The organism is Gardnerella sp. DNF00747 (assembly GCF_049262675.1).
GTDB lineage: Bacteria > Actinomycetota > Actinomycetes > Actinomycetales > Bifidobacteriaceae > Bifidobacterium > Bifidobacterium swidsinskii.
The window spans coordinates 1548238-1570937 of the sequence record NZ_CP058394.1 but is presented as its reverse complement, the minus strand read 5'-3'; the positions used below and the strand labels follow the sequence as shown (position 1 = coordinate 1570937).

Sequence of the window (22700 nt, the reverse complement as noted above, 5' to 3'; positions counted from 1 at the left end):
AAATTATACGTGCTTACTTTTAAGGGAGTCTCGATGACAATTATCAACGAAAAAGGCGTGAACGTGGCAGTACTTGGCGCAACTGGCCAAGTTGGTATGGTAATGCGTCGAGTGCTTGACGAGCGTGATTTCCCAATAAAAGATTTACGTTTTATGGCTTCTGCTCATTCTGCTGGCACAGTTTTGCAATATCGTGGCAAAGACGTAGTTGTAGAAGATGTAGAAAAAGCAGATTTGCACGGAATTGATATAGCTATTTTTTCTGCAGGCGGCGGAACTTCAAAAATTTGGGCTCCGGAATTCGCTGAAGCTGGCGCAATTGTAGTAGATAATTCTTCGCAATGGCGTATGCATAACGATGTGCCTTTGGTAGTTGCGGAAGTAAATCCTGAAGATTTAGATACTATTCCAAGAGGAATAGTAGCAAATCCAAATTGCACAACTATGGCTTGCATGCCTGTATTAAAGCCGCTTGCTGATGCTTTTGGATTAAAACGTTTAATAGTTTCGTCTTATCAAGCTGTTTCTGGTGCCGGTCGAGCCGGTGCTTTGCAACTCATGAATGAGGCTCAAGCTGCATTAAACCAAGGAGCAGATAAACTCGTTTTCGACGGTAGTGCAATAGATTTCCCTGAGCCTACAAAAGTTGCTCGTACTATTGCTTTTAATGTAGTGCCTTTTATTGGTTCAATAGTTGATGACGGATCTGAAGAAACTGACGAAGAACAAAAATTGCGCAATGAAAGCCGTAAGATTTTGCATTTGCCAAATCTTGCAGCCTCATGTACTTGTGTGCGAGTAGGTGTTTTCACTGGTCACGGCATGAGTGTAAACGCTGAGTTTGAGCATGATGTAACTCCAGACATGGCTCGCGAAGTATTGAGCAATGCTGAAGGAGTTGAACTTAACGATATTCCTACTCCTCAGCTAGCAGCCGGAAAATCTGCAAGTTATGTTGGCAGAATTAGGAAAGATCAAGCAGTAGATGGAAATAAGGGATTGGCACTTTTTATCACTAACGATAATTTGCGAAAAGGTGCTGCATTAAATGCTGTGCAATTGGCGGAAATTATTGCTAAAAAGCGTAATTTCCTAAACTAATTATGGTTATATTGCGCTCGCGATTATGTAAGATTTTGCGTAAACTGGAATTATGTCAATAGCATCTGAAGAAATACAGCAGCAACTCGATCGTATAGTGGCACTTGGGTATCCAGATGTGGCTGATATGAGTGCCAATGCTTTTCGTAAGTTGGCAAATCCTATATTATGTGCGCTTGAAAATAGTAGTTTAGGTGCGAATATTTTATTGATTCCTACGCGTGAATTAGTTTCGCCTGAATCGTTGATTTCTCGGACGAGTATTAATCGCATGGCTGGATTCACTACTATGCCTCCGCGAGATATCATAAGTTTTCTTCCTAAAGACGGGTATGAGTTTCCTGAAGGTCCGTTCTATATAGTTGTCGATCCGCATACTGGCTCATCGTATTTGAATCGAGAGCCTGATGTTGCTCGTAAGCTTATTGATTCTGATGAGCGTTTGCCTCTTACGCTGGAAGAAGGGCTTGCTATTGCAACACAACATCCAGATTGGCTTGAAAGCAAGAATGGATTTAATTTGCTTGGTTCGCAAAGCGCAGATGGGCGTGTGCCAAGTATATGGATGAGTCAATGTGCTCCGCGTTTAGGTGCTGTCTGGCCAAATTCTCGTCATACTTGGCTTGGTAATGCGTATTGCATGGAAAGATGTGGAGTGTCATCGCTGAAGTAAGTTAGCGAATTTTGCGCTCATTTAGTAAAATAGTACGAAATATAACGGTAGATAATACAAATAAATAGAAGTTGAATTTTTATAGTTTCTCATATTGTGAAGGTGTGTTGTGGCATATATAACTTTTGATCATGTAGTGAAAGAATACCCATCAGGTTCTGGTGCTGTGCGAGCTTTAGATGATGCCAGTTTTACTGCACAGAGCGGTGAGCTTACAGTAATTTTAGGTGCATCTGGCGCGGGAAAAACTACAGCATTAAATATTTTGGGTGGTATGGATACTGCAACAAGCGGTCGTGTTGTTGTTGGCGATTGCGATGTTACTAAGCTAAAAGGTCGTAATTTGGTTCGCTACCGCAGAGAAGACATTGGTTTTGTTTTTCAATTTTATAATTTAGTTCCAAATTTAACTGCTCTTGAAAATGTAGAGTTAGCTTCGCAAATTTGTGCAGATCATTTTGACCCTGCTCAAACGCTTATTGATGTTGGCTTGAAAGAAAGGCTACATAATTTCCCAGCTCAACTTTCTGGCGGTGAGCAGCAACGCGTATCTATTGCGCGAGCTCTTGCTAAAAAACCTAAATTATTGTTATGTGACGAGCCTACTGGTGCCTTGGATTATGAAACAGGTAAGGCAGTATTGCAATTATTGCAAGATATTTGCCGAACTGAAGGCATGACAGTGCTGATTATTACTCATAATGCTGCCATTGCTCCGATGGCTCACAAAGTTGTTCGTTTCCGTTCTGGAAAAGTTGTAGACGAAACTGTGCAAGAACATCCTATGGCTATAGCCGATATTGAGTGGTGATTAGGTGGTTGTTATGCGGAAAGTAACAGCAGTTTCAAAGCAATCTGATAATAAAAACGCCAATAATGGCAGTGAAGGTAAGCGCACGCACTCATTGCTGCCAATAGTATTTATTAGCGCAATTAGAATGTGGGTTCGCGAATGGCGTCGCTTCTGTGTTCTTGCGGTTATTGCAATGCTTGGCGTTGCTGTTATGACTGGTATTTATGCAGGCTGCAACGACATGTTTCTCGCTACTAACGATATGTATGCGAAATTGCATGCTTATGATTTGCAAATCGTATCTACTCTTGGTTTAACTAAAGACGATGTTGCAGCATTACGCGCGTTGCCAAGTGTGAGTGAAGTTGAAGCAGAGCGTTCTTGGAAAGCAACAGCACACGCGACAGATGATGCAAAGTCTTCATACGCAATGAATTTCGTGCATTATGTAGAATCGCAAAAAAATCTTAATCGTTTGCATTTGCTTAAGGGCAATATGTCTAAAAATAATAGTGAAGCTGTTGTAACTCAGCGATTTTTACACGATAGTGGCTTGAGCATTGGCAATGTGATAGTAGTCAACATGCAGCAAAATGTGGACGTTGGAAATCTTGATTCTTCTAATTCAAAGTCTAAAACTTATCGTTTGCGCATAACTGGTAGCGTGCTAGATAGCAACGATTTAAACAATCCTGATGGCTATCAATCTAAAGCATTTCGTAACTCTGTGACGTCTAGATATCCAATATTTACTTCTGCTGCTCCTGATAACGTGACCGGCTTGCCGTATACAGCAATATCGGTACGTTTGAATGATACTCAACATGTCAATGTTTTTTCTAAAGATTATCGGGGCATTGTCGACGATGCATCTGAACAGATTCAAGAACGCGTGCAATCTAAGCGAGAAACAGCTCGACGTAATCAAATTATCGACAACCAAGTTAACTCAGAAGTAAAAAACATTATTGCAAACGATCCTAGACTTCAGCGCGCTCCAAATTTTGTTAAAGAGCAAGCAAAAAAGCAAATTCGTAAACAAATTAAGTCAGAGATTCAAAAACGTGTTCCTCAAGCTCAATGGCATATATCTACTCGTATAGCTAACGATAGTTATGCTAGTTTGCGTTCTGACGTTGCTTCAATACAGTCACTTGGATACGCTTTCCCGGCAGTATTTCTTGTTGTAGCAATGATGATGAGTTTAACTGCTATGGCTCGTATGGTTGAAGAAGAGCGAGGGCTTATTGGCACATACTTAAGTTTGGGATACGGTCGTTCTACTGCAGTAACAAGACATGCTTTCTTCGCAATATTTGCGTGCTTTGTTGGCGGCGGAATTGGCGATATTATGGGTTTTCTTGCAATCCCTTCACTTTTACTAAAAATCTTGCGTGGTTTATACGCCGTTCCAGACGTTAGGTTGAAGTATGACTGGCTATATGGCTCTTTGTGTGTGCTAGCATTTGTGATTCCTGTTGCAATATGCACAATCGTTGTTAGTTGGCGAGAAACAAAGCAAGTTCCTGCAGCTTTGTTAAGACCAAAAGCTCCAAAAGCTGGTTCTCGCGTTCTTCTTGAAAGGTTGCCTTGGATTTGGAAGCGAATGAGTTTCTTAAATAAGGTTACTGTTCGCAATTTGGCGCGATTCAAAGGCAGATTGTGCATGACTATTGGTGGAGTTGCCGGTTGCACAGCGCTTATTGTTTGCGGTCTTGCTTTGAACGATACTGTTGCGACCTTGGGTATTCGCCAATACGAGGGAATTTATCGATACGATATGATTTCTATCTCGGCTCCAGGATCTTTCCAAAATATGAAGAAAAGCGTTGAGCAAGACAAGTCAAATAATAAAGTAGAAACTATACTTCCGGCTTATGTGGGCTCTGGAGAAATAGCTAAAAATCAATCAAATAAGTCGAATAGTCGTCATGTTGAGGATGCGGAAAGCGTGCAGTTGATTGTTGTAAAAGACACAAAAGCTTTGTCTCATCTTGTAAATTTGCAGGATGTGAACAATAATTTGCAAACTGTTAAACTTACGGATGAAGGTCCGTTGCTTTCTCAAAGCGCTGCTGCATCTCTGGACATTACTCGTGGTAGCGAAATTAATGTGACGAATACTAGTTTTAAACGTGCGAAGGTTAAAGTTAAAGCTATTGTTCGTAATCTTATCGGTTCTAATATTTACATGACTGAACATTGCTACGAACGCTTATTTAATGGAGAAAACAGTAAGCTTTTGAAACATAATGCGTTAATTTTGCGTTTGCGAGGTAGCGATAATAATAAAATTAAATATGCCGACAAGGTTTCTGAACGTGACGGTGTGCTTGCTGTTATGAATATTACGCGTATGAAGCATGCTTTTAGTTTTGATCTTATGAATGCTGTTGTTGCTTTAATCGTAACTTTGGCTGCTGGCTTAGCTTTAGCTGTGCTTTTTACTCTTGCAAGTACTAATATTTCGGAACGTACTCGCGAAATGGCTACGCTGAAAGTTCTTGGTTTTTATCGTAGAGAAGTTCATTCCTATGTGCATAAAGAAATGCTTACTTTAACTGTTATCGGCATTGCAGTTGGATTGCCATTAGGAAGGCTTATTGCAGGATTGTTGACTAGCGCGCTTCGTATGCCGTCTTTGTATTTTGAAGTTGAAGTAGCTCCTTTAAGCTATTGCATTGCTGGCGTTGCAACACTAATTTTTGCGTTAATTGTGCAATGGGCTACCAACCCAGCTTTGGATCGCATAGATCCAGTAAGCTCACTTAAAAGTGTGGAATAGTTGCGCGAATTGTGGAATGCGTAATGAATAGTTAAGGGTTCCTATAAAATTAGAAATTCGTGGCTATTAAGGAACGGAGTTGTAATAATGAGTGAGACTGTGAATAGTGACATTAATGTAGGTTCTAAACAAACAGAATCTGCAGAGACGCACAATAGCACATCTTCTCATAATCAATCTTCAAACCAATCTTCTCGCGTATCTGCGCAAGAAAATGCAAGTAGCAATGCAAACCAAATGGAGCGTAGTCTTACCAAGCGTCACGTGCAATTTATTGCTATTGGTGGCACTATTGGCACAGGCTTATTCCTTGGTTCCGGAAAATCTATTAGCTTAACAGGTCCTAGTATCGTATTCGTTTACATTATTGTGGGCTTGATTATGTTCCTGCTGATGCGTGGCATTGGCGAACTTATGTATAAGGATCCGAACCAGCATACTTTTATTAGTTTTATTACACGTTATCTTGGCAGAGGTTGGGGTAATTTTGCCGGATGGTCGTATTGGTTTGTGCTTGTACTTATTGGTATGAGCGAAATTACGGCAGTTAGTACGTATTGTGTCACATTCTTCCAAACTTTCGATATTGACGTAAGTCATTGGAAATGGCTGATAGAAGTAGTATTTTTAGCGGCTTTAGTGTGCATAAATTTGGTAGCTGTAAAGCTATTTGGGGAAACTGAGTTTTGGTTCTCAATGATTAAAATTACGCTAATTGTTGCTCTTATTGTCACAGCCGTAGTTATGGCTTTAATTGGTTACCATTACTCTGCAACTCCTTTGCATGGTGGTGTAATGAGTCCTGCTGGTCACGCTGGATTAGATAATATTTTCAACAATTTCTCGCTTATGCCAAATGGCTGGCTTTCCTTCTTAATGAGCTTCCAAATGGTGTTTTACGCGTACCAGCTTATTGAGTTTGTTGGTGTGACTGTTTCGGAAACTAAGAATCCTCGCCAGGTTTTGCCAAAGGCTGTTAACGAGATTATTGTACGCGTTCTGGTTTTCTATGTTGGTGCTCTCATAGCGATTATGCTTATTGTGCCGTGGCAACAGTTTAGGGCTACGAATGCGGAAGGCGTATTTATGTCACCATTCATTATGGTGTTCCAATACGCGGGATTGCATTGGGCTTCTGCGCTTGTGTTCTTTGTGGTTATTACAGCTGCTTCTTCTGCGCTTAATTCTTTGCTGTATTCTGCTGGTCGCCACATGTATCAAATCGCGCTTGAGTCACCTTCGCCTCTTTTGGGTAAGTTGCGTAAGGTTTCACGCACGAAGGTTCCTGCTCGCGCGATTTTGTTCTCGTCTGCTTTGATTCTTCTTTCACCAATTATTAATTCGATCCCTGGTATTCATGGTGCGTTTATTTTGTTTGCTTCGGCTTCTTCGGCAGTGATAATCATGATTTATATTTTGATTATGGTTACGCATCGTAAATACCGTGAATCTGCTGATTTTATGCCAGATGGCTTCGTTATGCCGCATTATAAGCTTTTGAATTCTCTTACTATAGCGTTCTTTGCTTTTGTGTATGTGACTTTGTTTATTAGCGACGATACGCGAGCTTCTGCAATTGGCGGACTAGTGTGGCTCGTATTGTTCGGCGGATACTGCGCCTTACATCAACATTGGCAGAATCGCGATTTAGCTGAAGCTTTGGGGAAGTAAGGTACTTCTTTACTTGATTTCTGTTATGCTTGCTGTGTGCGAATTATTGTTGCAGATTGCAGTGCAGAGTATACAGGTAGGTTAAATGCCACGCTTCCTTTAGCTAAGCGAGTGTTGCTTATTAAAGCAGATGGCAGCGTACTTATTTTTTCTGAGCTTGGTGCGTATAAACCTCTTAATTGGATGGTAGCTCCTTGTAGTATGCGTGTTTTACGTAAAGAAGATAGCGGCGAATCCGATGCTGGCGTTGTTGTAGATGGCTGTATTTTGCGTGTTGCTGCCGCTAAAAGCGATGATTTGCTTATGGTTTCGCTCGAGCATGTTTATAGCGATAATACTTACGATTTGGGTGAGGATCCTGGCTTAATTAAAGATGGTGTTGAGGATCATTTGCAACGTTACTTGGCTGAGCAGATTGAACGAATCGGCGATGGTGCAACGTTGGTGCGCCGTGAGTATCCTACGGCTATCGGCCCAGTGGATATTATGGCTCAGGACGCGGATGGTGTACATGTCGCTATTGAGATTAAGCGGCATGGCGGTATCGACGGCGTTGAGCAACTTACGCGTTATTGTGAGTTGCTGAATAGAGATCCGTTACTTAAGCCGGTTAGAGGTATTTTTGCTGCGCAAACTATTAGTCCGCAAGCTCGCGTTTTGGCTGAGGATCGTGGATTTACTTGCTTAATATTGGATTACGATGAAATGCGTGGAGTCGAGTCCAACGATCTTCGTCTGTTCTAAATATGTGTTCTAAATATGTAAAAACCCCTCGGGAAGGAGGGGTTTATTATTTATGAATCGCTAGTTAATTTTGCAACAGTTTGCAAAATTACAAATCTCACGAAGCATAGAGAATATCGACTACAAAGTACAGCGTGGCATTTGCAGGAATAGTTACGTTTCCGCGCGCGTCCTTCTTTTCTTCTTTACCATAGCCATCTTCTGGTGGGATTACCAAAAGAACTTGGGAGCCAACTTTCTTTCCAGTTAAGCCTTTAGTCCAACCAGGGATTACTCCTCCAGCAAGTTGGAAGTCTGCAGGTATGCCACGAAGCCAAGAAGAATCAAATTGATGCAATTTACCGTCTTTATCAGTAGTCCAGCCAGTGTAATGAGCAGAAACTGTGTCTTTTGCAGTTACTTTTTTGCCGGTTCCTTCAATCAAAGTCTGAGAAACAAGCTTTCCGTCTGGAACGTAGTTATTTTTATCTAAGGTTGGTGCTCCAGATTTATCAAGAGTTACCTTCGGCAAATTTGCGGGAATATTCGTAACAGCCTTGCCCGTTGCTCTAGTTATAGCCTTTGATCGCGAAACCATTGTAAGAACCATAACATATGAAGGATTTTTATATCCTTCACTTACGCCAAAAGCAATAGTTGTATTAATTTTCTTGCCTTTAATCAAAGCGTAATATGGGCGGCTTGTAGAATTTTTATTAATGTAAATCGAGCAATCAGCTTTGCCTTTTTCCCAAGTATTCATAAGCTCTTTGCCGGTTTTGGAGTCGAACACAATGCCCTGAGAGCATACGCGATCGCCTTCTTTAATTGTTTCTCCGTTGCCTCGTTGCAAAACAGCATAAGTATTTTGCTTTACTTTTACAGGCGTTTTCAGTGTTATTTTAGGCTTTTTCCCAAGTGCTCCAGATGCGCTTACGCCTTCCAGCAACTGCATTCCAGCTTTTTGAGCGTTCTCATCAGTTAAATTGTTTTTGTTGTTGGAACTTTCTCCGCATGAAGCGAGTACTACACACATTGCCACTGCACTAATAGTTGCAAAAGTGCGAAGCAAAAAGGATTTTTGTTCTAATGTTTTGATTTTTTTCATAGCCTCACATTACCGCTTGACACTGATTTTTACATCAAAACATGCAAGTAATATTAAAAGACTGTAGAATGGTATCGTTATGACAAATATAGAAGATGCTTCTGATATAGAAGGACGACCAATGCGACGACCAATGCGACGGCTCACTTTGCGCAGTAAAATCATGCGCGGCGTTGTAGCTCCATTTTTTGCTTTGCTTGCAGTATTAAGCGTTGTTCTTGGAGTTGCTAACGCAACATTTTGGAAGCCTAGCAACGTTGTTATTGCGTACGCTAACGTATCTGGAACTCGTTATATTGTCACTGATCCTGGTGTTTTGAATCTTGTAGATAACAGGGTTCGTATTAGTGTTGCTGCTTTGCATACGCGTAAGCCTATTTGTGTTGCTGTAGGTTTAACGAAAGACGTAAGAGGCTGGGTGGCAGGTTCTCCAGTACAAAGAATTACTGGTTTGCGTGATTGGAATAATCTTTCAGTTTCTGAAGTGTCTGGTAAAACCTCTGTGCAAGCGGGTGACTCTGTGGACATTAAGGATCCTGACGTAAAATTCCAAGAATCTAATTTATGGCCTATAGTTACATGCCAGCTTGGTTTAGCGAAATTGGCAATAAATACTGCAGATTATGTTCAATCTTCTGGTTCTGCGTCGTATGATCATGCTGTTGCAAGCGGCACAATGCCTAAATCGGGCACTCGCGCTAGTAAGTCAAATAGTCATGATGCGTCTTCTTCTTCACTGCGCTCGCAGGCTGCTAGACGTGTTTTGCTAATTGATTTGGGGGATAATGTGCCGGAAGCTTCCGTAGAATTGCGGTGGCGTCGTAATCAAATTCCAGATTTTGCAACGCCTTTATATTTTGTAGGAGTGCTTTTTGCAGTATTAGCTATACTTTCTGCAACTATTTTTGCAATGGCTCCGCATCGTCGTCGTAATAAGCAATTAATAGCTAGCCGTTCAGGAGTGTTGGCAGTAAAGTCTGCACAGCGTGACGAAGTCACCTTTGCTGAGGCGATTTCTGGAACCATGTCTGGTATTTTTGGTCACAAACGACACAAGAAGGATTCTGGAAGCCACGCAAGGCATGGAGATCATGCGCGTCGTCGCAAAGATTCAATGCAAAGCGGCGACTCAAATGGTATGCAAACTCGAATTGCGTCTGCTTCTACAGCGGTTGCATCTACTGATTCTTTGGCTGAAACTACTGTTATTGCGCAAGATGAAATGCTTGCGTTTGCCACGCGCTTTATGCAGCAACATGACGATAATTCTTATTTAGATGATTTAGACAATGCTGATGATGAATTTAATGATTTGCACAATCAGGATGCTGCGGCAAACGGAGAAGATTTAGCAAATGCGGAAGATATAGGAAATGCGAAATATTCTGGAAATTCAGCAGAATCAGCAAATTCAGAAAATAAGCAATATAAGCGGAATTCTCAGAATATTAAGACTCCGCGAAATAAGAAAAAATCTTACGCAAGCGCGTCGGATGGCAATAGTCTGAACGATTATAAGAATAAGCGTCAGCAGCAAAATAAGTATGCACAGCAGAATAACAAGAGGCGTAATCGTCAGAACGATAGAAATAATGCTAATAATTCTGAAAAGTTTGCAAAGAAACGTTTAGAAACGGTCAAGCCTTCAGATAGTAATAGCAAGATTTCACATGAATCTAGTAAGAAAAAGCTTAATGAGCACGAAAACTATCGCAACTCAGAATCAAACAAACGTCAAAATTCGTCTAAAAATAGCAACGATAAGCAATCTCGCATAAAACGAAATGGGTTTAGAGGAGACGGCGGTAACGGTCGCTACAGAAAAAATGGGAAAGGCTACCGCGGTAATTCTTCAAGTGAGCGAGGAAATGAGTAAAATGCGTAATAGTAATGTCGATATTCACCGAGTAAAAAGTAAAAATAGAGGCGTATTGCGCAACAACGTAGTCACATTAATAGCATGTGTTGTATCAACGGTTATGGTAACCGGATTATCTGCTTGCGATGGGCAGGTGCCGAAACCTGCTGAAGCGCGTAGTAATCAAGAGTTACCTAATGTGACTATGCTGCAAGAAAAAGATATCCGCTTGGGGTTGCTTCGCACTCTAGAAAAGGCAAACGACGAAAAAGATGTGGATTCATTATCTCAAGCAGTTTCTGGACCTGCTCTCGATATTCGTACGAGCGAGCTTACGATTGCAAACAAAACTGGAAACTTAGATCCTAAGGCCACTATTCCGCGTGAAGCCGCGCAAACTATTGTGCCAACAAATGCTGGGTGGCCTAGAGACTTAATGACAATTACAACCACCACTAAAGATCAGCAATCAAAGCGTTTGCTTGTTTTGCGTCAGCAACGAGCTAGGTCGAATTATAAGTTGTGGGCTGTGGCTCGACTTTTCCCTGGTGTGCATCTTCCTAAATTTGCTGTTCCAAGTATTGGTGCTTCAATGGGAAAATCAAATGACACTGGTTTGGTGATGACTCCAGATGAAGCGGTAGCTGCGTACGCTGACGTTTTACAAAATGGTGAAAACAGCAAGTACGCAAAGCATTTTGCTGACGATTATTTGCGTAAAAAGTTAGTTGAACTTTCTAAAGCAGTGCAAGCTGGAATGGAGCGAAATAAAGGCTCTCAAGAACAAGTCTTTACACCAAATCTCAAACAAATAAGCATTATGCGTTCAAGCGATGGAAGTGATTTGGTTGTTGCGCGCATAGATTCTGTGTGGACTCGTAAAGCTGGTGAAGGGCGTGAATCTCGTCCTGCTTCTGATGAAGAAAAAGCATTATTTGGCGACGGTAAAGCAAAAGGTACTATGCGAGTAACTTACGTAAATGTTATTGCTCTAGTAGTTCCTCCAGCTAGTTCTCATATGAAGATTATTCCTGTTGGTGCTGAGCGTCAGCCTATTAAGGTAGAAGCTTTATAAATTTGTAAGTGCAATGTAGTGTGCTTGGAAAAGAGGAAAAATGGTGAGTAGCAAAGCGCAAGGCATGAATCCTGGCGGATTTTCGCTTGCTGGGGCTGTAGATTTAGAAGGCGTAAAGCGTCGCGTAGAAGCTCAAGCTAAGCAAGCTGCTAAAGCTGCATCGGGTTCTACTGGTTCTTCTGCTCCAAAAGCTGGCGGCTATGTAATCGATGTTAATGAGCAGTCTTTTCAGGCGATGGTGCAAACGTCTGTAAGTTTCCCAATTGTTATTTTGCTTTGGCAAGCTAATGACGAGGCCTATTATGATGTGGCGCAGAAATTAGCGGATGCTGTTAACGCGCTCGACGGTCGTATGCAGTTGGCGCGTATTGATGCAGACGAAAGCCCAAGTATTGCTCAAGCTTTGAGAGCTGAGCAACTTCCTGCAATTTATGGTTTGATTGGCGGACGCCCTATGCCAATTTCGCAAGGATTACCTAGCGATGAGGAATTACAGCAGATTTGTGGCACTATTTTGCCGCAATTGGTTCAGGTTGCTGAACGCTCTGGTGTTGCTGGAACTGCTCCTTTTGTGGAATCCTCGGTTGAGAAAAAGTCTGAAACGTCTAAAGACTCAGATCAAGATAGTTCCGAGAATAATTCTGTTGAGAGTGTTCCGCCTGCTCATGAGCAAGCTCATTCGCTTGCTATGAAGGGTGATTATGAAGGTGCTGCACGTGAGTATGCAAAAGTAATGGAAGCGGATCCTCATGATGTGCTCGCATCGCGTGAACATGCAAAAGCTTTGTTGCTTTCGCGTAATACTAATACTGATGTTGCTGCGGTTAGAAAGGCTGCTGGCGATAATCCTAATGATGTAGATGCGCAGCTTGCTGTGGCAGATGTCGATATGATTGATGGTCATATTGATGACGCTTTTGGCCGTTTGCTTGATTTTTTGGCTGCGGGACATCGTTCGGATGCTGAGGCTATTCGATCTAGAATGCTTGAGTATTTTGCTATGCTTCCTGCAGATGATGCTCGATTAGCGCGCGCTCGCCGTCGCCTTGCAATACTTCTTTATTGATTCTTATGAAGATGACTTGTATTTTGGCGATTGCAGATTGACTGACTTATGCGTTATTAAATAAAAAAGCCAAGAACCACAACAATCGTGAGAAATTCGTGTGATTCTTGGCTTCAGTAGCGGGGCATGGATTTGAACCATGGACCTCTGGGTTTCCTAACTAATCTCTTACAAAGCCACAAATTTTAATATCTTTCCTTTCCTAAAAATTAAGATAGCTCAGAGCAATACCTCTGAGCTATCGAATAAGCCTTTTCATCAAGAAACAATGCGGAGTCTTTTGATGAAAGTACTTAATATTTTAACCAACCCAGATGATAACGTCAACGATCTTGTAACGTTTAATGCTCCTTCCGCAGCTCTCCAGTTTGACGAGGAAAAACGGGAAGAGATTCGCTCTCTTAATCCTGATGCTCAAATGAATTGGGCACATACTACTACGCAACAGTTGCGCGAAAAACTTGTCACAACGATTGATAGCGTAGAGCTTGCTAACAATAATGTTGCAGACTTCTGCATTGCATTAAATACGGCGCTTTCTGGTGAAGCATGGGCTATTCTTGGAATAAGGCGGGCTCTAGTTGGGAGACATAGTCTTTATCGAGTGTCCAGTTGTGGATGAAGCGTAGGTCGCACGAGTTTTCGTATGTGTTTTCAAGCTCGCTTATGGGGTGGATGGTGTATCCGGTTTTTTGCGCGTCTTGCTCATCTTGTGTGTTTTCGCAGATGTAGATTTTGTGGCATCCGTCGTATGCGAAGCTTGTGCCGGTGACTGGCTTGCTGTTAATTTTCATTCTTGTTTTCCTTTCTACTTGTATATGATTTTTCTTATGGTTTGGTTTTATATAAAAACCCTGGTGTGATTATTTTTCGTTCGTGTTGTTGAACACTGGAAGGGACAAAAACGGAATGCGCTGGAGCCAACCCCTTGCGGGCCCTAGCTTCGCGCGTGTCCGTAACGCGAGTGGAGGACGCGGGGAAGTTGGCGGAAGTGACCCGTTTTTTAGAGTGGGAAGTGTCAAGAACACGTCATAAAAAGCAAAAAATGAGAGTACACCGCAGGTGTTCCATGCGATGATAATGGGTCTGCCGCCATGATAGTGGTGGCAGATTCTTTGTTCTGCTGGTGGCGGCTGGTTCACACATCTTTGTGTGAACTTATGGAAGCATAGTAGCCACCCTTCTCGCGTGGTAATAGCGCGGCTTGCTCCTGGGGGTAATGCCCTAAAATTTATGGAATTTTGTTCAGGGCATGCCCTAGGGGTAAGACGCGCCCCGCGCGGGAGGGTGGCTGCGATAAGCCACCAGGGGCTGGCAGAAAAAGTTGCGCTTCTTTTTCTGCCAGCAAACCCTCTGCTTACTTCTGGCACCAGTGGGGTGTGATGTGGTGAAGGAGCGCTGTAGTAGTGATGCGTGCAAGCCAGTACTTCTCGTCTATCGTGAGTGCTTTCTGGGCTGTGATACGAGCGTTTGTCGTGTCATTTTTCAGCCAATACAAGTATGACAGTGTGCCATAGACTGTGACAGTTTCCCTCTGACTTAATCCTTTAAGTTCCAGCATGGTGGTCAGCAGTGCTATTGCACGATGGATGCGCCGTGTGTCGAGGGTGAAATTGTCATCTCTAAAAACCAGGTCGAGGCTTGAACGCACATAGTGGACAGTTTTCTCAGCGAATGGGTGCTCAACGTTATCGAGGAAGTCTTGCATGGTGCAGCCATGGAAACTATCAATAAGGAACATGTCACGCACGATGAGGAGACTGCTTAATGCTTGGATACCGTAGCGTAGTGTGTTCTCGTCCAATCCTTTCGTGGTAAAGCCTGCTAGGTAGTTGTGGAATGCTACGAGAGCTTCTACCTCTCCTATTAGGAGTGTGACCGTGTGGTCGCTGTTGATGGTAACCATTTTTTTTATCCTTTCCTTGTGTGTTGGTAGTTCCAGGGCAGGCACACCCGTAAACCCACAAGAACACTCCCAGTCCTTGTGCGACGCTCCAGGCTCGACTCCGGTCAGCCCGTGGAACATGTTGTGGAATGGGCTGGCAGGGGTGAGCTTGTTGGGTGGCGTGACAAGGCTGGCGTGTGGTCTTTGGACTGGGTGTGCTAGCCTCTGGGCTACCAACACGAGAAAGTGGGGGCGGCGACCGGTGGCAGCATTCTTGCTGCGCCACAACAGTACAGTCTCCACGAGTGAAACTCGTGGAGACAATAGCCGCCCAGACTTTTTAGTGGATCCGGGTATGGTGCTGATATTTCTTTTAATTCTCATGATGTTAGTCAAAAGAATTTACAGACGGGACATCAGTTATAAATATCCTAGATATAGATGTTGGTGCTATTTGCTCACGGCACAAATGAACACTCTATGACAGATAAAGTATGGTTCACTCGGTTAACTTAGATGTCTGAATTGAAAGCGTTCTAATTTAAAAATAAGCTGCGCTGTGAAACTTCTGTAGTGAACTTTCACAGCGCAGCTTGTAGTTGTGCTCGTATTTACAATATTTATTGCATCTTATTCTGCTTTAATTGAACGCAATCGCTTATCGAATATGCAGATAAGCACCAGTATAAAGTGGATAAGAGCAGCTATGACAATTATTCCTGACTCTGCATGTAGAGATGGAATGGTCATGTGGGAATAAGCGTAATCCCATAGCGGATAGCTTACTGCTCCTATAGCGGCAACAACTGAGATGAATACAGACATTACCTGTCCAACGAGATTATCATCTACTACATGAATAAATACTGTTTGGAATGGTGGATTTACTACTCCTTGGAAGAAAGCAAAAAGGAAACCAAACACGGCTGCTGCTATAGCGTTAGGCGCTAATGCCAGTCCTATTATAGAAAGAGTCACTAGTATATGTGAAAGAGTGAGTAGCATAGAGAAGGACATTTTGCTGGACACTTTTGGCGCGATGAGATAGCTGAGGGCATACCCAAGTGACATTGCGCTTAAATACCAGCCATATCCTTCTGCACTATGTAGAACCATTGAGAATAAGAGGACTCCAGCAAAGCTTATGCCAGTAGATGCGATAGCTTCGAGTATTGCAAATGGAGCTAAAGTCCTGTACGTTTGGTTTTTTACAAATGTTGCCATTCCCCTAGCCCAAGTTGCCAAAAAGCCTTGAGAATATTCTGGATTTTCATCTGCGACGTCTGAAGTATAAATTCCGGTTCTAACTGCATGCTTGTAAATAAAATAAATAAAAATTATTATTCCTGCTAATGCGATAGTTTCTGTAAATAGAATTGGAATGTATAAATATTTACTACTCGCAAAACCTGCAACTGCTGGTCCTACTAATGTACCCATGAGGCTTGTAAAGCGAAGAAGTGAAAGAACATTAATAAGATCATCATTTTTTGTTACACGATTAACAAAGGAAGTAATAGCAGGAAAATAGAAAGTATCACATGCTGTCGTAACCATTACAAGTATACAAACACACCAAAATAGGAGCAACTTGTTAGCAGATGGGGTTGAGAAGGATACCGATACAATTGCGATAATACATAATCCCGCAATCATTCTTGCTAAGCATGCAGCAACTGTTGTCCTGAAAATTCCTACATGCTCAGCTAGTGCTCCTGAGAAAAGGCCTGCTACTAATTCACTTATTGCAGTGAGGGTGAGGTAAAGCGATAAATAATGGCTTGACTGCTGAAAACCGATAAAAAGTGAGTTCAATAGCCATAATTGAATAGTAGTTGAGGCTAGTGTAGTTGCATAGTTAGAAAGAAAATCACTAGCTGCTAAACGCAGATATCCGCGGTAAGGTTTAAATAGATTCGTCAAGGTTTGCTCGTTTCGCGAAATTACATTGCCAAATTATTGCTTGAGAGATGCTATCGGCACTAGTAGTGAAGTATGTTGTAAAGTCGTCGTTATCCCAAATCTGTTGCTGTAGGTTCTTGTCATCACGCACTGTGCTAAAGAGTTGAATAATCTGCTCGACGCAAGATAATGTTTTCTTTATATAGAAGTATTGTTGTGCGAAATCGACTTCTACTTGCTCTCCAGGGATAGTCGTATGTATTTCTTGGAATGTCCGTAGCAAATCAATTGTTTTAATAAGCGATATTTTACATGTCTCGAAATATTCTTGTATTGAATGGATGGTGGATGTTTTCGCTGTGTTTGTACTGACGATAGTGGCTTCAAGTGCAGCATTTGCTTTGAAAAAATATTCTGTTGCTTCAAATAGAGAAGCGCAATATGCTGCACTTGATTTCACATACTCATCAAACATTTCTTCGTACGAAGTCATGTTCATTATTAACCTTTGGTGTGAATATGTGCGGATAAATTATGCCTAAATCATATGAGGATATGGTCGAGGTCGTGGGTTGATTCCGCCGCGCTTGCTATTCTTGTTCATCTTTGCCTCCTTTCATAAGAACAATGCTGTATCTTATTTGCATATTCATCTATGAAGATACAAATAATCCTAATACAGGATTCGCATTCTTTCCAAGTATGTCTCTTATTGTGGAATAATTTTATATAAAAATTAGTAGTACATTATTAGACCTTAACTATTTACCAGTCTCAGCTCGTAGTACGTGTTTTCTGATATCCCTACTGTTTGGCAGAGTCCGGCTATTCGTATGTCAGGATTCTTTCTGTGGAATTGGTGGATAAGGTGTAACGCTTGGCTTCAATCAAAACCCTCAACTCTGCTCGCCATCTGGTCGAGGAATATGCTGACTTGCTTGTGTACTTGTTCTGGCATGCCGGACTGTGTGTAGTCGGTGTTTTCCCGCCTGTTGATGCAGCGTTCAATCCTTTTGCTCCCGATGAGGGTGGACGGCATTCCAGCCTGTGCAAAAATAACAGACGGTCTGACACCGTTATCGTATTGCTGGACAGCGTCTTTGTGGAATTGGCTTGTGTAGTAGATTCGTGTGGCTGTCGCGTGTTTGATAGCTGGAAGACTGTTGAGATAAGCACGTTGACTAGGGGTAAAGGCTGTGTCTTTTCTACTCATGAGTATGAACCGTTACGTGTGAAAGATTAATAAGAAATCAATAGAGGAAGAAGAAAATATAGAGTGAGGGGCCACACCATTGCACGGAGATAGTCCCGTGTGCATGTGCGACCCCTCGCCAGTTAATACTAAGCGTGTTTACGGGTTAATGCTTACGAGCATTTTCCTTGTTACGCTTAGTGATCATGATGCTTGCTCCTGCGCCCAGGGCTGCAAGAGCAGCGATAGCGATAGACACGACCGCGCTACCAGTCTGAGCCAATGGTGCAGCAGTAACACCGTTCCAATCATCAGAATCTTCGACTGGAGTGTCATAGCACACACCCGTATTACCACCATTACCATTATCTCCACCGTTTGGGTCGAATGGGTGATCGTTATGGGATGCGCATGGCACGATAGGTGTACCAGTCGTGTGACCACGGTCGGTATGATTCATCGTGTTCATACCAGTCAACGTGCCCTTGACTTCTACGTATTCGCCAGGCTTTAATACCAGGTTAGACCAGTTTGCTGGATACTCCAGATTAGTTACCGTACCGGAGCCTGCGATAGTCTTATCATCTAACGTGATCTTGGTCAGGTTGACTTTACCGGTGTTGATGATACGGAACACAATCTTGGTGCCGTTCTTGGTAGACTTCAAGGCTTCGCTTGGTGTGTTACGGTCTCCCGCTTCAAGACCAGATGCTGCGTCGTACTTGATGAGTTTAATAGCAGGGGTCTGGTCTGGGGTCTTGGTCCACACCATATTGGATTCGCGTTCAACATCATTCATGGTTTCCACGAACGTGTTTTCTACGCGATCGCTTACGCCCAAACGGGTCATTTGCACGTACGCTGTCCAGGACAAGTCACTATCCATAGCAGATGCAATATCAAGGAACTGTTGTGTTGCCTCTACAGTAAACGCACCATTAGCCTCGGTGAAAGTGAAATATCCGGCATCAACACCGCTACCGTCGATACGGCTACCCTTGGAGATCACAGTGCCGTCAGCGAGCTTAATGTCGTTGTTGACATAGACTGCCCACTGGCCGGTTAGCTTGTCAAACTTTTCATCATAATCATCCACGATGCGCCAATTCTTGATCTGCTTGTAGGCACGGTTACCAGCGATCTTGGAGCTATCGAGACGATACAAGAACTGATGATCCTTATAAATACTCTTACCATTCGCACTTTCGCCATTAACCTTAACAGTCACATCCTTCTTCGGGTTAATAACCTTTAACGGGTTAGTTACCGTGTTCGTTACATCCTTGCGATCGTTTGTAATCTGGGTGGCAGTGTTCTTCACTACATACCCGTCCTTGACCTGCTTGACTGTCATAGGAAGCACGATGGTGTAATCCTGACCAAGGAGAGACTGGTCGATTGCAGGATCCTTTGTCACATCCAATACCTTGCCAGCGTAGGCCTTTAAATCTGTTGGTTGTGGATCCCCTGGAAGAATATCTCCGAGATACTCCGTGTCTACGGTCTTAGCGAACACGTAGACGACACCATCCTTAACCTGGATATTGAACTTGTTGGTGACGTCCTTACCGGCTGCGTCTAGGATTTCGATATTCTTGTCATTGAGCTGCAAGTACTCATCATCATAGTCATCGATCATGCCGAGACGGTGAACCTTATACGCAGTGTCCTTCAACGTGGCTGCGCTTAAAGTGAGACGGTAGTAAATATCGTCTCCTACGTATGCGGTCTTGCCATCAATATTGATACCAGTCTTGGTTTCATCCTTCTTTTCAGGCTTTGGCTCTACCGGCTTATTTGATACCACGTTAGACGAGGTCAAACTATTGTTGAGTTTCAAACCCCACTGATTATCCACACTATGGTCTGTTGGAGCGTTCTTGGATACCGTGCCTTCGAAACGAACCTGGAAACGATGCTTAGATCCCGCGGTCATATTCGCTGTCACGTAATCCTTGTTGAGTTCGATAGTAAACTCATGCTTCTCGGTATCTGCAGTAAGCGTGTAGTTCTTCTTACTGATGGTGCGACCGGTTTCAAGGTCACGCAGCTCGATAGTCTGCTTGTCAAGCTCAAGATACTGGTCATACGTGTCAGTGAATGCAACAGACTCGATAGCATAACTCAGGTTGTTTGGAATGGTTGGTTCGCTAGTGAGTTCGTATTCCAGCTTCTGTCCTGGCATGACACTCTTACCATTAATATCGTCCTGGTCACCACCCTGAGAGGCCTCAGATATGACTGCCTTTGCTACTGGTGGAACGTAACCACACACGTATGGTTCGTTCGTAGTCTTTGTCTTGCCCGCGGCAGACTCTGAGCCTTTATTCTTCAAACCATGAGAATTGAGGGCTGCGCCTGTGGTTGGATCAGCACAAAACTCGACTTCATCCGTAGCTTTTTTGCCTGCGTCAGCGCGTACCTGGGCTGCACCCTTACCATTTGCATAATTCGCCTTGCCTCCGATAAGCAGCGTGTATTGCATAGGGGTAGCAAGACTACGTGCAGCAGCAAGAGCTTGACTGGTCATGGTAGCAGTAATGGTCGTGCCAGCCTGTTGGATAGTGAACTGGCTTGTCACGTCAGTACCCTTAGTGATGATGTCATCGACTGAGGAGACGGTAGTTGATGCCTCAGGGATTGGAGCAGCATACACATGCACATCACTCATATCTGGATCCCACAAATAGTCAGCAGCCGTGTAATCATCAGACAGGGTGAATGTGTCGAGGCTATCTCCCAGGTTCTCGCCCAAGCTACCGTTAACCACAGAGCCGAGCTTGTCACCATCAAGGATGGTTTGGGTGTCTGCACCGGTGGTGTTGGTATGCTTCGCATCAATAACGGTTGCCCATTTGCCGTTAGAGTATTTTACCCAGGACTTATCAGGGGTAAAGTCCCACAGTTTAGGCTGGTCTTTTGCAAGAACGATAACAATCAAATCAGTATTTGGCGTACTCATACCCTGAGCAGCGAATGAAGCGAGTGTATTAGCTGAATCAATATCATCAAACACTGTGTATTCGCTACCGCCGTGATTATATTTTCTGGTACCGTTCTGTGTTTCGTTGTTCCATGCTGATAACCATTGAGCGCCAGTTGCTTGCGCGCTAGAAGTATTGTTATATTCCGGTTTTGTGATTCCTGGTCCTGCTGTTGTTGCGGTGAAGCCTACACCCCAGATGCGGCAGTCTGCCGAACCAGTGCCACCTCGCGCAGTATACTCTGTTTCACAATCACCGCGAGCCTTGGATAATGCAGCGTTAATTTGCGCTCTAGCTGCTGCTTCGCGGGTAGCAGAGCTACCGATGGCTACACCTTCTGATTGGATAGCGCGCACCACTGCTTCATTATCTGATGCGGAACCTAGGTTATCATCGGTAACCCAGAATGTATTCGATTTATATGTGCCAGATCCGCCAGTGTTTCCACCTGTCCATCCGGCACCGCCAGCGGCAAATGCGGATCCTGTCAACATTGTTGATGCGACAACGATACCAGCAAGAGCGCGATGTGAACCTTGTCGGATCTTGTCTCTCATACTTTTATGCTTAGCGAAAAGCGACATAAAAGTCTCCCTTTTTCAAATTGCTTATTATGAAATGCGAAACCAAAAAGTTTCACATTCAGTAATGAGAAAATGAAAAAATTTTATTTTATATCAATAAAAATTTGGTATTGATAAAAATGGTTGGTTTTAGAAGTCGTCTAAAACCAACCACTATGTAAAGGGAAAATGAGTAAAGATGGAAACTATTTGCTATTAGTTACATCACCGTCACCATCTGGTGTTCCATCGGTATTCCATCCAGTGCCACAGCGATAGATATATCGACATTGATTAGGTGTTCTATGTAATTCATTATATGCTTTCCCGTCAGCAAGGTATTTATCCCAGTCGACCGCACCCGAATTCTTATTCTGTGCTGGCGCACTATAAGAAGACCCACCACGAGTACTTGAACGAGGAGCTCCCGAGCTAGTACGAGCCGCAGACTGGGAACGAGCCTGCGGAGCTGCTTGCGCCGCAGCCGCTGCGGCAGCGTCTGCCTGCTGCTTCGCTTGTATACTTGCGTTTACACTGTCGATTGCGCCTTGGACTGGCTCAAGAGCCTTAGTCAAAGACTCGACGGTTGCTTTCTTATCATTCAACGCTGCGGTAAGCGTGTTTATCTGGTTTTGCAGGTTATCACGAGTAGCATTATCAGCCACTTGACCGTCTGATGAGGAGAGCAGATTATTCATCTCATCAAGCTTCGCCTTCACCATATTCTTAGCATTTTCAAGATCCTTCACATTCTTCGACTTTGTGACCTGAACGACTGAGTTTTTCAGAGCCTTAGTGGTCTTATTAAGCTGTGCTGTAGTCTTATCAAGACTAGACATGGTCGCGTTGAAAGCCTGAGTGTAGGAGATAGCACAATTCAAAGACTGCGCCTTACTTACCTTTTTACTCTTAGCATGCTGGGCTGTGAATGTGGTGTAGGTTTTAGCGTTTGCAACCTGCTCCACACTAGTCACAGTCTTAGCAGTTTCATCAGCATCCTGGCGTGTCTTCTCGTACTGTGCCCACGCTTTGGCGTACGCACTGTTTGCCTGGATGCACGCTTGAGTCTTGGAATCTCTTAAAGACTTCACACCCAGCATACTCGCAACCAGCAAAGCTATAACTACAACAACCGCAGTAGCAATGATGATAAGCTTACGCTTCTTCTTGCTCCCTGGCTTCTGGTCACCGCGACCAGAAATAGCATCTAGTCTCGTAATCTCGGTTTCTTGTTTAATAATCTGATTTTTATCCATATTAGCCATAATTATCCTTCGTCTTTCTATCTATGTTTTTACTATACGTAAATATTCAGGTGAAA

18 protein-coding genes are annotated in these 22700 nt (G+C 43.2%); 12 read left to right on the top strand and 6 right to left on the bottom strand.

Going from position 1 to position 22700, the window contains the following annotated elements; translation table 11 throughout:
* Positions 1 to 33 precede the first annotated feature (33 nt).
* From HXT32_RS06315 to nucS, 6 genes are all read left to right on the top strand, one after another.
* Positions 34 to 1101 (top strand): aspartate-semialdehyde dehydrogenase, encoded by a 1068-nt coding sequence (locus HXT32_RS06315; RefSeq protein WP_004109990.1) that lies wholly within the window; start codon positions 34 to 36, stop codon positions 1099 to 1101.
* Positions 1102 to 1153: 52 nt separating this feature from the next.
* Positions 1154 to 1774 carry a DUF5701 family protein gene (locus HXT32_RS06310; protein ID WP_004109989.1) on the top strand — a complete coding sequence of 207 codons (621 nt, stop codon included), beginning with the start codon at positions 1154 to 1156 and terminating at the stop codon, positions 1772 to 1774.
* 109 nt (positions 1775 to 1883) lie between these two features.
* Positions 1884 to 2585 carry an ABC transporter ATP-binding protein gene (locus tag HXT32_RS06305; protein WP_004105770.1) on the top strand — a complete coding sequence of 234 codons (702 nt, stop codon included), beginning with the start codon at positions 1884 to 1886 and terminating at the stop codon, positions 2583 to 2585.
* Between the two features lie 13 nt (positions 2586 to 2598).
* Positions 2599 to 5352: an FtsX-like permease family protein gene (locus HXT32_RS06300; RefSeq protein WP_422118957.1), complete on the top strand. Its 2754-nt coding sequence runs from the start codon at positions 2599 to 2601 to the stop codon at positions 5350 to 5352.
* Between the two features lie 237 nt (positions 5353 to 5589).
* Positions 5590 to 7023 carry an amino acid permease gene (locus tag HXT32_RS06295; protein WP_100066729.1) on the top strand — a complete coding sequence of 478 codons (1434 nt, stop codon included), beginning with the start codon at positions 5590 to 5592 and terminating at the stop codon, positions 7021 to 7023.
* 36 nt (positions 7024 to 7059) lie between these two features.
* Positions 7060 to 7767 carry an endonuclease NucS gene (nucS, locus tag HXT32_RS06290; protein ID WP_064621458.1) on the top strand — a complete coding sequence of 236 codons (708 nt, stop codon included), beginning with the start codon at positions 7060 to 7062 and terminating at the stop codon, positions 7765 to 7767.
* Positions 7768 to 7864: 97 nt separating this feature from the next.
* Here nucS and HXT32_RS06285 read toward each other — a convergent pair whose 3' ends face one another.
* Positions 7865 to 8854 carry an FKBP-type peptidyl-prolyl cis-trans isomerase gene (locus HXT32_RS06285; protein ID WP_004109977.1) on the bottom strand — a complete coding sequence of 330 codons (990 nt, stop codon included), beginning with the start codon at positions 8852 to 8854 and terminating at the stop codon, positions 7865 to 7867.
* 79 nt (positions 8855 to 8933) lie between these two features.
* On the opposite strand from HXT32_RS06285, the gene HXT32_RS06280 reads away from it, so the two are divergent.
* From HXT32_RS06280 to HXT32_RS06265, 4 genes are all read left to right on the top strand, one after another.
* Positions 8934 to 10730, top strand: a complete 1797-nt coding sequence (locus tag HXT32_RS06280; RefSeq protein ID WP_064621457.1) for a hypothetical protein — start codon at positions 8934 to 8936, stop codon at positions 10728 to 10730.
* Complete coding sequence (locus tag HXT32_RS06275) at positions 10723 to 11787, top strand: hypothetical protein (protein WP_422118956.1); 1065 nt, start codon at positions 10723 to 10725, stop codon at positions 11785 to 11787. Before HXT32_RS06280 ends, HXT32_RS06275 begins: the two co-directional genes overlap by 8 nt.
* Positions 11788 to 11827: 40 nt before the next feature.
* Positions 11828 to 12853 (top strand): co-chaperone YbbN, encoded by a 1026-nt coding sequence (locus HXT32_RS06270; RefSeq protein WP_422118955.1) that lies wholly within the window; start codon positions 11828 to 11830, stop codon positions 12851 to 12853.
* A 283-nt stretch (positions 12854 to 13136) separates the two neighbouring features.
* Positions 13137 to 13475 carry a hypothetical protein gene (locus tag HXT32_RS06265; RefSeq protein WP_004109968.1) on the top strand — a complete coding sequence of 113 codons (339 nt, stop codon included), beginning with the start codon at positions 13137 to 13139 and terminating at the stop codon, positions 13473 to 13475.
* A gap of 735 nt (positions 13476 to 14210) precedes the next feature.
* Here the strand turns inward: HXT32_RS06265 and HXT32_RS06260 are convergent.
* A complete protein-coding gene (locus HXT32_RS06260) occupies positions 14211 to 14759 on the bottom strand; it encodes a hypothetical protein (RefSeq protein WP_231130963.1) in 549 nt (182 codons plus the stop codon).
* A 78-nt stretch (positions 14760 to 14837) separates the two neighbouring features.
* On the opposite strand from HXT32_RS06260, the gene HXT32_RS06255 reads away from it, so the two are divergent.
* The gene (locus HXT32_RS06255; RefSeq protein ID WP_255358933.1) at positions 14838 to 14960 is read left to right on the top strand and encodes a hypothetical protein; all 123 of its coding nucleotides are present in this window, start codon (positions 14838 to 14840) and stop codon (positions 14958 to 14960) included.
* 408 nt (positions 14961 to 15368) lie between these two features.
* Here HXT32_RS06255 and HXT32_RS06250 read toward each other — a convergent pair whose 3' ends face one another.
* A complete protein-coding gene (locus tag HXT32_RS06250) occupies positions 15369 to 16661 on the bottom strand; it encodes an MFS transporter (RefSeq protein ID WP_004109964.1) in 1293 nt (430 codons plus the stop codon).
* Positions 16645 to 17133 carry a hypothetical protein gene (locus tag HXT32_RS06245; protein WP_226988337.1) on the bottom strand — a complete coding sequence of 163 codons (489 nt, stop codon included), beginning with the start codon at positions 17131 to 17133 and terminating at the stop codon, positions 16645 to 16647. Before HXT32_RS06245 ends, HXT32_RS06250 begins: the two co-directional genes overlap by 17 nt.
* A 384-nt stretch (positions 17134 to 17517) precedes the next feature.
* On the opposite strand from HXT32_RS06245, the gene HXT32_RS06240 reads away from it, so the two are divergent.
* On the top strand, positions 17518 to 17883 hold the full coding sequence (locus HXT32_RS06240; protein WP_162861110.1) for a hypothetical protein: 366 nt from the start codon (positions 17518 to 17520) through the stop codon (positions 17881 to 17883).
* A 115-nt stretch (positions 17884 to 17998) separates the two neighbouring features.
* Here HXT32_RS06240 and HXT32_RS06235 read toward each other — a convergent pair whose 3' ends face one another.
* Positions 17999 to 21400, bottom strand: a complete 3402-nt coding sequence (locus HXT32_RS06235; protein ID WP_009993957.1) for an LPXTG cell wall anchor domain-containing protein — start codon at positions 21398 to 21400, stop codon at positions 17999 to 18001.
* 185 nt (positions 21401 to 21585) lie between these two features.
* Positions 21586 to 22644 carry a hypothetical protein gene (locus HXT32_RS06230; protein ID WP_004109958.1) on the bottom strand — a complete coding sequence of 353 codons (1059 nt, stop codon included), beginning with the start codon at positions 22642 to 22644 and terminating at the stop codon, positions 21586 to 21588.
* Positions 22645 to 22700 lie beyond the last annotated feature (56 nt).